Genomic DNA, 12,871 nt, shown 5'->3' with positions numbered 1-12,871 from the left:
AGGAGTGCGGCACATGTCAAAAGGGCATTCGCTACAAGACCCTTACTTGAACACTTTACGTAAAGAGAAAGTTGGGGTGTCCATCTATCTGGTCAACGGGATCAAACTGCAAGGCACGATCGAGTCTTTCGACCAGTTCGTCATCCTTCTGAAAAACACCGTCAGCCAAATGGTCTACAAACACGCGATCTCGACAGTCGTGCCAGTTCGTCCAATTCGTCTGCCTAGCGCAACCGAATCCGAAGGCGGTGACGCTGAACCGGGTAACGCCTGATAGGAGCCTCCTTTGTTCTTTGAGCGCCACGGTGGTGGTGAACGGGCCATTCTCGTTCACTTGGATGGACAGGACCCTGAGGCGCGCGAAGATCCGCAGGAGTTTCAGGAATTGGCACTTTCGGCTGGCGCCGAGACCGTCGCGTTTTTCAACGTGCCGCGTCATCGGCCAACCGCCAAGTTCCTGATCGGCAGTGGCAAGGTCGAGGAGTTGCGCGACCTGGTCAAGGCCGAACAGGTCGATCTGGTGATTTTCAATCACATCCTCACGCCCAGTCAGGAACGTAACCTCGAACGTGTCTTCGAGTGTCGCGTGATCGACCGTACGGGGCTGATTCTCGATATTTTCGCCCAGCGCGCCCGCACCCATGAGGGCAAGCTCCAGGTCGAACTGGCCCAGCTTGAGCACATGAGTACGCGGCTGGTTCGCGGCTGGACTCACCTTGAGCGGCAGAAGGGCGGTATCGGCCTGCGCGGCCCGGGTGAAACCCAGCTGGAAACCGACCGGCGCCTGTTGCGGGTGCGCCTGCGCCAGATCAAGGGGCGGCTGGAAAAGGTCCGTAGCCAGCGCGAGCAGTCGCGACGCGGCCGCAAGCGCGCGGATATCCCGACGGTTTCACTGGTGGGTTATACCAACGCCGGCAAATCGACCCTGTTCAATAATGTCACCCAATCCGACGTCTACGCCGCCGACCAATTGTTCGCCACGCTCGACCCGACCCTGCGCCGGCTCGACCTGGACGACCTGGGGCCGATCGTGCTGGCCGACACCGTGGGCTTCATCCGTCACCTGCCGCACAAGCTGGTCGAGGCTTTCCGGGCTACGCTCGAAGAGTCGAGCAACTCCGACCTGCTGCTGCACGTGATCGATGCCGCCGAACCGGACCGCATGCTGCAGATCGAGCAGGTGATGGTGGTGCTGGGCGAGATCGGGGCCCAGGACTTGCCGATCCTCGAGGTATACAACAAACTCGATTTGCTCGAAGGCGTGGAGCCGCAGATCCAGCGCGATGCCGACGGCAAGCCGCAACGGGTCTGGCTGTCGGCCCGCGATGGCACCGGCCTGGACCTGCTCAAGCAGGCGGTGGCCGAGCTGTTGGGCAACGATCTGTTTGTTGGCACCCTGAAGTTGCCGCAACGTTTCGCCCGGCTGCGAGCTCAGTTCTTTGAGCTGGGGGCCGTGCAAAAAGAAGAACACGACGACGAAGGCGTCTGCCTGCTGGCTGTTCGCCTGCCTCGGGCGGAGCTCAATCGGCTGGTCAGCCGCGAAGGGCTGCAACCGATGGAATTCATCGAGCAACACACTTTGCAATAAAAGCCTGAGAAAGCTGTGTCAGGCATTCTGTAGCATTGGTCGGCGCGCCGTGGGTGCGTCTTTGCTTTATCAGATGGAGAGCGCTATGGCTTGGAATGAGCCGGGTGGCAACTCGAATAATCAGGATCCTTGGGGTGGCAAGCGTCGTAACAACGGCGACCGCAAGGGGCCGCCGGATCTCGACGAGGCCTTCCGAAAGCTGCAGGAAAGCCTGAACGGTTTGTTCGGTGGTGGTAAAAAACGCGGTGACGAGGGTGGCGGTCGTCCGGGCAAGGGCGGCGGTTTCGGCCTGCTCGGCATCGGTCTGGTCGTGCTGGCGGCTGTCTGGCTGTACAGCGCGGTCTATGTCGTGGACGAGCAGGAGCAGGCCGTGGTGCTGCGCTTCGGCAAGTACTACGAGACGGTTGGGCCGGGCCTGAATATCTATTTCCCGCCGATCGACCAGAAGTACCTGGAAAACGTCACGCGTGAGCGGGCGTACACCAAGCAGGGCCAGATGCTGACCGAAGACGAGAACATCGTCGAAGTGCCGCTGACCGTGCAATACAAGATCACCAACCTGCAGGACTTCGTGCTGAACGTCGACCAGCCGGAAACCAGCCTGCAGCACGCGACCGAAAGTGCCTTGCGCCATGTGGTGGGTTCCACCGCCATGGACCAGGTGCTGACCGAAGGTCGTGAACTGATGGCCAGCGAAATCAAGGAGCGCCTGCAGCGGTTCCTCGATACCTATCGCACCGGTATCACCGTCACCCAGGTCAACGTCCAGAGCGCGGCAGCCCCGCGTGAGGTCCAGGAAGCCTTCGACGACGTGATCCGTGCCCGTGAAGACGAGCAGCGTTCGCGCAACCAGGCCGAAACCTATGCCAACGGCGTCGTGCCGGAAGCCCGTGGTCAGGCCCAGCGCATCATCGAGGATGCCAACGGTTACCGTGACGAAGTGGTCTCCCGTGCCAAGGGTGAGGCTGATCGCTTCACCAAGCTGGTGGCCGAATATCGCAAGGCTCCAGAAGTCACCCGCGAGCGTCTGTACCTGGACACCATGCAGGAAGTCTTCAGCAACACCAGCAAGGTCCTCGTGACCGGCAACAAGAACGGCCAGAGCAATCTGCTGTACCTGCCGCTGGACAAGATGGTCGAGAGCGGGCGCAACACCAGCGCGCCGGCGACCAGTTCGGCGGCCGCCAGCAATGAAGCCAACGCTCGTGCGGCGGCGGACCTGCAGCAACAGCAAGCACGTACCAGGGAGAGTCGCTGATGAGCAATAAATCGCTGATCGCCCTTATTGTCGGTGTCGTCGTGGCGATCGCTGCCTGGAACTGCTTCTACATCGTGGCTCAGACCGAGCGTGCGGTGTTGCTGCAATTCGGTCGCGTGGTCCAGGCTGATGTCCAGCCGGGGCTGCATGTGAAGGTGCCGTACGTCAACAAGGTGCGCAAGTTCGACGGCCGCCTGATGACGCTGGATGCGCCGACGCAACGCTTCCTGACGCTGGAAAAGAAAGCCGTGATGGTGGATGCCTATGCCAAGTGGCGCGTGAAGGATGCCGAGCGCTTCTACACCGCGACCTCGGGCCTGAAGCAGATCGCCGACGAGCGCCTGTCCCGTCGTCTGGAGTCGGGCCTGCGTGACCAGTTCGGTAAGCGCACGCTGCATGAAGTGGTGTCCGGCGAGCGTGATGCGCTCATGGCCGACATCACCCGTTCGCTGAACACGATGGCGGAAAAAGAGCTGGGTATCGAAGTGGTCGATGTCCGGGTCAAGGCCATCGACCTGCCGAAGGAAGTGAACCGCAGCGTATTCGAGCGGATGAGCACCGAGCGTGAGCGTGAAGCCCGCGAGCACCGCGCCAAGGGTAACGAACTGGCCGAAGGCATCCGTGCCGACGCCGATCGTCAACGCCGTGTGCTGCTGGCCGAAGCCTATCGTGAATCGGAAGAGGTCCGTGGTGATGGTGATGCCCAGGCCGCTGCGATCTACTCCAAGGCTTATGGCCAGGATCAGGAGTTCTACGGGTTCTACCGTAGCCTGCGTGCCTACCGCGAAGCCTTTGCGAACAAATCCGACGTCATGGTCCTGGACCCAAGCAGTGACTTCTTCCGCTACCTGGAAAAGGCCAAGCCTTGATGCGGCGTTGACCTGAGGCACTCCGCCTGGCGGCTAAAGCGTCGGGCGGGGTGATCCTTTGGGAAAACGTGTGTATGATGCGGCAGCCGGGAAATTCCCGGCTTTTTTGCGTCTGCACGTTCGATTGCGGTTCACAGGTGCAGGCGTCGAGTTGGACGACTCGACAGGTTTTTCGAGGGAAGTGCTGGGCGAGGCCGATTGCTGGCCATTCGTCACGTCGCTCTTGCGCGTTTTTTGCCTAGGATGCGCGCCTGGCGCAGGCATTTTCTGCTTCACTCAAGGCCAGCCCGAAAGCTGGCCGCCCGGACCATAGGGGAATGGCGTAATGGCAACGGTAGACCGCTGGCTGCTGCCAGATGGCATCGAAGAAGTACTGCCACCGGAAGCTGCGCGTATCGAAGTAGCGCGTCGGCAGGTGTTGGATCTGTTCCAGAGTTGGGGTTACGAGTTCGTAGTCACCCCGCATATCGAGTACCTGGAATCCCTGCTCACCGGCGCGGGCCAGGACCTGGACCTGCGCACCTTCAAGGTTATCGACCCGCAGTCGGGCCGGCAGATGGGCTTTCGTGCCGACATCACGCCGCAAGTGGCGCGCATCGACGCCCACACCCTGCGCCGTGAAGGTCCGAGCCGCCTGTGCTACGCCGGCAGTGTGCTGCATGCCCAGCCGCGTGCCTTGTCGTCTTCGCGCAGCCCGATCCAGTTGGGCGCCGAGTTGTATGGCGACGCCAGCCCGAGCAGCGACGTAGAAGTCATCAGCCTGATGTTGGCCATGCTGCAACTGGCTGACGTGCCGGATGTCCACATGGACCTGGGGCATGTCGGCATCTATCGCGGCCTGGCCCGTGCGGCCGGTTTGTCCGGCGAAGTGGAGCAACAGCTGTTCGATGCCCTGCAGCGCAAGGCCATCGACGAAGTCATCAGCCTGACCGAGGGCCTGCCGACCGATCTGTCGGACATGCTGCGGGCGCTGGTGGGCCTGTGTGGCGGACGTGAAGTATTGGCCGCTGCCCGTGAACGCCTGGCCCATGCGCCGGCGCCTGTGTTGGCGGCGCTGGACGACTTGCTGGCGATTGCCGAGCGTCTGTCGGTGCGTTTCCCCGAGTTGCCGTTGTATTTCGACCTGGGTGAGTTGCGCGGTTATCACTACCACACGGGTGTCGTGTTCGCCGTGTTCGTCCCGGGCGTGGGCCAGTCCATCGCACAGGGCGGCCGTTATGACGACATCGGTGCCGACTTTGGTCGTGCCCGTCCGGCGACCGGTTTCTCTACCGATTTGAAAACCCTGGTGACCCTGGGGCGTGCTGAAGTCGAGCTACCGTCTGGCGGTATCTGGATGCCTGACAGTACGGATGCGGCACTCTGGCAAGCAGTCTGCCAGTTGCGCAGTGAGGGTCAGCGTGTCGTCCAGGCCTTGCCTGGGCAACCTTTGGCCGCCGCCCGTGAAGCGGACTGCGACCGGCAATTGATTCAGCAGAACGGGCTTTGGCAAGTATTGCCGCTGGCTTCTTGAGTTTTCCTGCCGGCTGCGGCCGGCACCAAGTTTGCGCGAATGAGGACAAGTGTTATGGGTAAGAATGTCGTAGTCCTGGGCACCCAGTGGGGTGATGAGGGCAAAGGCAAGATCGTTGATCTGCTGACCGAACATGCTGCCGCCGTAGTGCGCTACCAGGGTGGCCACAACGCAGGTCACACCTTGGTGATCGACGGTGAAAAAACCGTTCTGCACCTGATTCCGTCGGGCGTACTGCGCGAAGGCGTCCAATGCCTGATCGGCAACGGTGTGGTGGTTGCTCCCGACGCCTTGCTGCGGGAAATCATCAAGCTGGAAGAAAAAGGCGTACCGGTGCGCGAGCGCCTGCGTATCAGCCCGTCCTGCCCGCTGATCCTGTCCTATCACGTCGCGCTGGACCAGGCCCGTGAAAAGGCCCGTGGCGAGCTGAAGATCGGCACCACCGGTCGCGGCATCGGCCCGGCCTACGAAGATAAAGTAGCCCGTCGTGGCCTGCGCATCGGTGACCTGTTCCACCGTGAGCGTTTCGCCGCCAAGCTGGGCGAGTTGCTGGACTACCACAACTTTGTCCTGGTCAATTACTACAAAGAACCAGCCATCGACTTCCAGAAAACCCTGGACGAGTGCATGGAGTACGCCGAGCTGCTCAAGCCGATGATGCTCGACGTCACTGCCGAGCTGCACGAGCTGCGTCGCGCAGGCAAGGACATCATGTTCGAAGGTGCCCAGGGTTCGTTGCTGGACATCGACCACGGTACCTACCCGTACGTCACCAGCTCCAACACCACCGCCGGCGGCATCGCCACCGGTTCGGGTTTCGGTCCGATGTACCTGGACTACATCCTGGGTATCACCAAGGCCTACACCACTCGCGTGGGTTCGGGTCCGTTCCCGACTGAGCTGTTCGACGACGTCGGCGCCTTCCTGGCCAAGCGTGGCCATGAGTTCGGTGCTACCACCGGCCGTGCCCGTCGTTGTGGCTGGTTCGATGCCGTCATCCTGCGTCGCGCCATCGACGTCAACAGCATCTCGGGCCTGTGCCTGACCAAGCTGGACGTGCTGGACGGCCTGGAAACCATCAACATCTGCGTGGGCTACAAGAACCAGGACGGCGCCGTCATCGACGCACCGACCGACGCCGACAGCTACATCGGCCTGGAGCCGGTGTACGAGCAGATGCCGGGCTGGACCGAATCGACCGTGGGCGCCAAGACCCTGGAAGAGCTGCCATTGGCGGCCCGCAACTACATCAAGCGCGTCGAAGAGTTGGTCGGTGCGCCGATCGACATTATTTCGACGGGGCCGGACCGCAACGAAACCATCGTTCTGCGTCACCCGTTTGCCTGATAAGTCGTTGATGTAAAAAACAAAGGCCCCTCGTTTGGGGCCTTTGTCGTATCTGCCTGCCGAACGGCACGACCTTTGCTATGCATCGTTAACAATAAGTACTTCTTTGAAGTGCCATCAATTTAATGGCGTTTAGTAGAGGGATTCCCCTGTGTCGGCCGTTCTCTCACTGTTACAAAGCCGTCTATTGCGGCCTGTGTTCGTTACCCTGGGTATCGCCCTTTTGGTGCAAGTGCTCGTGGCCGTCGCGCTGACCCGAAGCACGGTCACCGCGCTGGAGGCCGACCTAGGGGGCCGGCTGGGGGTGGATAGTCAGAAACTGTCTGGCGAACTGGAGCAGGCCGGACGCGAGGTCACTTCAAGCCTGGACAGTTTGTCTGCCAGCACTCGTCAGCGCCTCACCGCCGGTTTGTCGACGCGCCTGAAGGACGAGCAGGCGCAGTTGCGCACGACACTCGAGAAATCGCTCAAGGATTCCGCCAACGATATGGCGCAACTCCTGGCCTCGGTCGCGCCACGCGCCATGTGGGACAGCGACATACCGACCCTTTCCGAATTCGCCCGCCGGGCCCAGCGCAACCCCAATGTGTTGTTCGTTATTTATGACGACGCCAGTGGTGAGCACCTGACTCGCTACCTGAACCGGGAAAACCCGATCAACAAGGCGCTGCTGGAGAAAGGCAAGGGCGAGCGAGCGTTGGATAAAGTGCTGGATGCGGCGAAGAGCGACCCCTCGGTGTATTACCTTGAAGCCTCGATCAGCCCCAACGGCGTAGAGATTGGCAAAGTATTGATGGGCGTTTCCACGGCTTCCGTTGAAGCTGACCTGAAGGCGCTGGACCAACGCTTCTTGGCCTTGATCGCCAGCAGCGACCAGTTGGTCGGTGACAGCCTCAAGGGGGCGGCGGCCGACAGCGCCACCGCCATGCGCGGTCGTCTGGAGTCGGCCCAGGCCACCGCCACACAGATGCAGACCAATACCTCTAGCACTGTGCAGGAAGCCGCAGGCACCTTGCGCTGGCGCATCGGCCTGGGCCTGGCGCTGGTGGGCTTCGGCGTGCTGGTGCTGCTGGCCGTGGTGCTGGGGCGTCGGGTGGTCAATCGCTTGAAGTTGCTGATCGCGGCCATGAACGACTTGGCGGCGGGCGAGGGTGACCTGACCAAGCGTGTGCAAATCAACAGCAAGGACGAAATCGGCGACATGGCCTCAGCGGTCAACCGCTTTGTGGATAAGTTGCAACCCATCGTGCGCGAGGCGGGCGATGTGGCCCAGCGTACCGGTGTGGAAATCGGTGCGATGACCTTGCGCAACTCCGGTGCCGACGCGGCGGCCGGGATGCAGCGTGATGAGGTGGCCGAGAGCCTGCGTGCGCTGTCGCAAATGGCGGATGAGGCTCAATCGGAAAGCCAGGCGATGCAGGCGGCTTTGCAGCAGGTGGTGGAGATCCGCCAGGCCACCGATGAAAACACTCGCACTTCGGCCAAGGTCAGTAGCTTGATCGAGGCGTTGGCCGGGCAGGTAGACACCGGGGCGAAAGTGATCGAGCGGCTGGCGCAGCAGAGCGAACAGATCGAAGTGGTGCTGACGGTGATTCACGGCATCGCCGAGCAGACTAACTTGTTGGCCTTGAACGCGGCCATCGAGGCGGCGCGGGCCGGGGAGACCGGGCGCGGGTTTGCCGTGGTGGCGGATGAGGTGCGGGCCCTGGCGAGCAAGACCCAAAGCTCAACGGGCGATATCCAGGCGCATATCGTGGCCTTGCAGCAGGGGGCTCGCGAGGCGGTGGCCGCTATCGGCCAGGCCGGGCGCCAGGCCAGCGAAGGCTTGTTGGTGCTGCGAGACAGTGCGCGGTTGCAGCAGTCGGTGCAGGCATCCGTGGAGCAGGTGCATGCGGCCATCGGCCTGGCGACTCAGGCAGCGGCTCATCAGGCCCAGGGTGCGCAAGCGGTGCGCGGGCGGGTGGAAACCATCCATGCCCAGGCCGAGAAGGCGGCCCAGGCCGTGGTCGAGACCACCGCCAGCGGCAAGGTGCTCGACAACCTGGCGGCGCAGTTGAAGGCAAGCCTGGGGCAGTTCCGGGCCTGATCAGGCTGCTAGGCTGGCCTCATCGCGAGCAAGCTCGCTCCCACAGGTGATTTTTAGTGGATACAGATTTTGTGTCCGGCATGAATCCCTTGTGAGAGCGAGCTTGCTCGCGATAGCGATGTCAGCGGCTCAGATATATTCCCAGAGGCCAGAAACGCAAAAACCCGCTTTCGCGGGTTTTTGTGAGATTCAAGGCCGTAACCTTGAAGCTTGAATTGGTGCCCAGAAGAAGACTCGAACTTCCACGACCTTGCGGTCACCAGCACCTGAAGCTGGCGTGTCTACCAATTTCACCATCTGGGCAGCATCTTCAGCGTTGCCGCTGTTGATGTGGCGCACTATACGGAGCGCATTTTGATCTGTAAACCCCTGTTTTTGTTTTAGTAATTGCCAAACGCAATTGCAGGGGCAAAAATGCAAAAACCCGCTTTCGCGGGTTTTTGTTGAGCATGCAGGTCATTGACCTGTTGCTCGAAATTGGTGCCCAGAAGAAGACTCGAACTTCCACGACCTTGCGGTCACCAGCACCTGAAGCTGGCGTGTCTACCAATTTCACCATCTGGGCAATATCGACATCGTGTGTACGTCGTCGATGGCGCGCACTATACGGAGCGTCTTTTTAACTGTAAACCCCTCCTGAGAAAAAAACCGCTAAATTTCACGAGCGGTGCTTTTCCGGGCTTCCAAGGCGGGCCAAATGACTTTAGAAAAGCGATCGGATGCTTGAAATTTCCCGTTTCATTAAGCCTATGCCAAACTAACCCGCATATAGACAAGGTGAAAACTCTCTAATGGCCGATTGGCAGTCCCTCGATCCCGAGGCCGCTCGTGAAGCGGAAAAATATGAAAACCCTATTCCTAGCCGCGAACTGATCCTGGCGCATCTCGCCGATCGGGGGTCGCCTGCTAGCCGCGAGCAGTTGGTCGAAGAGTTCGGTCTGACCACCGAGGACCAACTCGAAGCCCTGCGCCGCCGTCTGCGCGCCATGGAGCGCGACGCTCAACTGATCTACACCCGGCGCGGCACCTATGCGCCGGTGGACAAGCTCGACCTGATCCTGGGCCGCATCGCCGGTCACCGTGACGGCTTCGGTTTCCTGATCCCGGACGACGGCAGCGACGACCTGTTCATGAGCCCGGCGCAAATGCGCCTGGTGTTCGACGGTGACCGGGCCCTGGCCCGTGTTTCCGGCCTGGACCGTCGTGGTCGCCGTGAGGGCGTGATCGTCGAAGTGGTGTCCCGTGCCCACGAGTCCATCGTCGGCCGTTACTTCGAAGAAGGCGGTATCGGTTTTGTTGTGCCGGATAACCCGAAGGTCCAGCAGGAGGTGCTGATTACCCCGGGCCGTAATGGCGCCGCCAAGGTGGGTCAGTTCGTCGAGGTGAAAATCACCCACTGGCCAACTGCGCGCTTCCAGCCACAGGGCGATATCGTTGAAGTGGTCGGCAACTACATGGCGCCGGGCATGGAGATCGACGTCGCGCTGCGCACCTACGACATCCCTCACGTCTGGCCCGAGGCTGTGCTCAAGGAAGCCGCCAAGCTCAAGCCGGAAGTTGAAGAGAAAGATAAAGAAAAACGCATCGACCTGCGCCATCTGCCGTTCGTCACCATCGACGGCGAAGATGCCCGCGACTTCGACGATGCGGTCTACTGCGAAGCCAAGCCTGGCAAGCTGCGCCTGTTCTCCGGCGGCTGGAAGTTGTTCGTCGCGATTGCCGACGTGTCCAGCTACGTGAAGATCGGTTCGGCCCTGGATAACGAAGCCCAGGTGCGCGGCAACTCCGTGTATTTCCCTGAGCGCGTGATCCCGATGCTGCCTGAGCAGTTGTCCAACGGGCTGTGCTCGCTGAATCCGAAAGTCGACCGTTTGGCCATGGTGTGCGAGATGACCATCTCCAAGACCGGCGAAATGACCGACTACCAGTTCTACGAAGCGGTGATCCACTCCCAGGCGCGCCTGACCTACAACAAGGTCAGCACCATCCTGGAAACGCCGAAGACCAGTGAAGCCAAGACCCTGCGTACCGAATACGCTGGCGTGGTGCCGCATCTCAAGCAGCTGTACTCGCTGTACAAGGTATTGCTGGGTGCCCGTCACGTGCGTGGCGCAATCGATTTCGAGACCCAGGAAACCCGGATTGTCTTCGGTTCCGAGCGCAAGATCGCCGCAATCACCCCGACGACCCGTAACGATGCGCACAAGCTGATCGAAGAGTGCATGCTGGCGGCCAACGTGGCCACCGCGGAATTCCTCAAGAAGCACGAGATTCCTGCGTTGTACCGCGTGCACGACGGCCCGCCGCCGGAGCGTCTGGAAAAGCTGCGCGCCTTCCTCGGCGAGCTCGGCCTGTCCCTGCACAAAGGCAAGGACGGCCCGACGCCGAAGGACTACCAGGCACTGCTGGCCAGCATCAAGGACCGTCCGGATTACCATGTGATCCAGACCGTGATGCTGCGCTCCCTGAGCCAGGCGGTGTACAGCGCCGACAACCAGGGTCACTTTGGCCTGAATTACGAGGCGTACACCCACTTCACCTCGCCGATCCGCCGTTACCCGGACCTGCTCACGCACCGCGCGATCCGCAGCGTGATCCATTCCAAGCAGAACACCCCGCACGTCAAGCGCGCCGGTGCCATGACCATTCCGAAGGCACGGATCTATCCGTACGACGAAGCGGCCCTGGAACAGTTGGGCGAGCAGTGCTCCATGAGCGAGCGCCGCGCCGACGAAGCCACTCGCGACGTGGTGAACTGGCTCAAGTGCGAGTTCATGAAAGACCGCGTGGGCGAGTCGTTCCCGGGTGTGATCACTGCAGTGACCGGCTTCGGTTTGTTTGTCGAGCTGACCGACATCTACGTCGAGGGCTTGGTGCACGTCACCGCCTTGCCGGGTGATTACTACCACTTCGATCCTGTGCACCACCGCCTGGCGGGCGAGCGCACCGGTCGCAGCTTCCGTCTGGGCGACACCGTGGAAGTGCAGGTCATGCGCGTCGACCTCGATGAGCGCAAGATCGACTTCGGAATGTCTGACAAGCCCGCCGAAGCACCGACTGGCCGTAAAAAGCGTGGCAACGAGACCGCAGCGCCTGCGACCAAAGGTAAGGGTAAAGGTGCTCCTGCAAAAACCGCGGAGCCTGAGCCAGCCAGGGCCGGTCGCCGTTCGTCTGTCAAGGATAAGGCTCCCGAGGCCTACCGCCCCAGCGACGCTGCGGCGAAAAACGCCGAACTGCGCAAGAGCCGCGAGTTGAAGCAGCAGTTGCTCAACGAAGCCAAAAGCGGTGGTAAAGCGGCGTCTGGGGGAAAGTCCCACGGGGCGGAAAAACCGTCGAGCAAGCCAAGTAAACACCGTAAAGGCCCGCCAAAAGCGGGTTCGGCCCCCGCGAAAAGCGGCGGGTCGCGCAAACCTAAGGCCAAGTCATGAGTCTGGAAAAAATCTACGGCGTGCACGCCGTAGAAGCACTGCTGCGTCACCACCCTAAACGTGTCAAGCAAGTATGGTTGGCGGAAGGTCGCAGCGAGCCGCGTGTGCAGGCGCTGGTCGAACTGGCCACCCAAAACAAGGTTGCCATCGGCCAGGCCGAGCGTCGTGAAATGGACGTGTGGGTCGAAGGCGTTCACCAGGGTGTGGTTGCGGACGTAAGCCCGAGCCAGGTCTGGGGCGAGGCGATGCTCGACGAACTGCTCGATCGCACCGAAGGCGCGCCCCTGCTGCTGGTGCTGGACGGCGTGACCGACCCGCATAACCTCGGCGCCTGCCTGCGTTCGGCGGATGCGGCGGGTGCGTTGGCGGTGATCGTGCCTAAAGACAAGTCGGCAACCTTGACGCCGGCTGTGCGTAAGGTCGCCTGCGGCGCGGCGGAAGTGATTCCACTGGTGGCGGTGACCAACCTGGCGCGTACCCTGGAAAAACTCCAGCAGCGCGGCTTGTGGGTGGTTGGCACGGCGGGTGAGGCCGAGGTCAGCATTTATGACCAGGACCTGACGGGCCCGACGATCCTGATCATGGGCGCCGAAGGCAAGGGCATGCGCCGCCTGACCCGCGAGCACTGCGATTACCTGGTCAAGCTGCCGATGGCCGGCAGCGTCAGTAGCCTCAACGTTTCGGTCGCGACCGGCGTGTGCCTGTTCGAAGCGCTGCGCCAGCGCAGCGTCAAGGCTTCCGCCAAAAAATCCTGAGCCAGACGCGTATCAAATGTGGGAGCG

The 12,871-nt window shown here is 61.4% G+C and carries 9 protein-coding genes, 2 tRNA genes and 1 pseudogene; 10 read left to right on the top strand and 2 right to left on the bottom strand.

From position 1 onward, the window contains the following. Window positions 1–13: 13 nt before the first annotated feature. The 8 genes and pseudogenes from hfq (at window position 14) to KGA89_RS30685 (ending at window position 8,661) form a co-directional block, all read left to right on the top strand. Window positions 14–274 carry an RNA chaperone Hfq gene (hfq, locus tag KGA89_RS06545; protein WP_003186419.1) on the top strand — a complete coding sequence of 87 codons (261 nt, stop codon included), beginning with the start codon at window positions 14–16 and terminating at the stop codon, window positions 272–274. 12 nt (window positions 275–286) lie between these two features. Next, window positions 287–1,588 (top strand): ribosome rescue GTPase HflX, encoded by a 1,302-nt coding sequence (gene hflX / locus KGA89_RS06540; RefSeq protein ID WP_003197227.1) that lies wholly within the window; start codon window positions 287–289, stop codon window positions 1,586–1,588. Window positions 1,589–1,673: 85 nt separating this feature from the next. Then, window positions 1,674–2,846 carry an FtsH protease activity modulator HflK gene (gene hflK, locus KGA89_RS06535; protein ID WP_003197228.1) on the top strand — a complete coding sequence of 391 codons (1,173 nt, stop codon included), beginning with the start codon at window positions 1,674–1,676 and terminating at the stop codon, window positions 2,844–2,846. Next, entirely contained in the window at window positions 2,846–3,715 is an 870-nt protein-coding gene (gene hflC / locus KGA89_RS06530) for a protease modulator HflC (RefSeq protein ID WP_223470953.1), read from the top strand. The genes hflK and hflC overlap by 1 nt, the downstream gene beginning before the upstream one ends. A 325-nt stretch (window positions 3,716–4,040) precedes the next feature. After that, window positions 4,041–5,228, top strand: coding sequence for an ATP phosphoribosyltransferase regulatory subunit (locus KGA89_RS06525; protein ID WP_223470951.1), 1,188 nt, complete (start codon window positions 4,041–4,043; stop codon window positions 5,226–5,228). Between the two features lie 54 nt (window positions 5,229–5,282). Further along, window positions 5,283–6,575, top strand: coding sequence for an adenylosuccinate synthase (locus tag KGA89_RS06520; RefSeq protein WP_003197240.1), 1,293 nt, complete (start codon window positions 5,283–5,285; stop codon window positions 6,573–6,575). 487 nt (window positions 6,576–7,062) lie between these two features. After that, a pseudogene (locus KGA89_RS30690) lies at window positions 7,063–7,803 on the top strand (HAMP domain-containing protein); the annotation flags it as partial. After that, a complete protein-coding gene (locus KGA89_RS30685; RefSeq protein ID WP_394351213.1) occupies window positions 7,777–8,661 on the top strand; it encodes a methyl-accepting chemotaxis protein in 885 nt (294 codons plus the stop codon). The pseudogene KGA89_RS30690 and the gene KGA89_RS30685, both read left to right, overlap by 27 nt. 216 nt (window positions 8,662–8,877) lie before the next feature. Here KGA89_RS30685 and KGA89_RS06510 read toward each other — a convergent pair. Both KGA89_RS06510 and KGA89_RS06505 read right to left on the bottom strand, forming a co-directional pair. Beyond that, window positions 8,878–8,964 (bottom strand) — tRNA-Leu (locus KGA89_RS06510). 175 nt (window positions 8,965–9,139) lie between these two features. Next, window positions 9,140–9,226 (bottom strand) — tRNA-Leu (locus KGA89_RS06505). A 226-nt stretch (window positions 9,227–9,452) separates the two neighbouring features. On the opposite strand from KGA89_RS06505, the gene rnr reads away from it, so the two are divergent. Both rnr and rlmB read left to right on the top strand, forming a co-directional pair. Then, window positions 9,453–12,089, top strand: a complete 2,637-nt coding sequence (rnr, locus tag KGA89_RS06500; protein ID WP_003197244.1) for a ribonuclease R — start codon at window positions 9,453–9,455, stop codon at window positions 12,087–12,089. Next, window positions 12,086–12,844 (top strand): 23S rRNA (guanosine(2251)-2'-O)-methyltransferase RlmB, encoded by a 759-nt coding sequence (gene rlmB, locus KGA89_RS06495; protein ID WP_013692133.1) that lies wholly within the window; start codon window positions 12,086–12,088, stop codon window positions 12,842–12,844. The genes rnr and rlmB overlap by 4 nt, the downstream gene beginning before the upstream one ends. Window positions 12,845–12,871: the final 27 nt, after the last annotated feature.

The sequence above is a fragment of the Pseudomonas sp. A-RE-22 genome, assembly GCF_019956035.1.
Lineage (GTDB): Bacteria > Pseudomonadota > Gammaproteobacteria > Pseudomonadales > Pseudomonadaceae > Aquipseudomonas > Aquipseudomonas brassicacearum.
The sequence above is the reverse complement of the archived record's forward strand: the minus strand, read 5'-3'. Positions and strand labels throughout refer to the sequence as shown.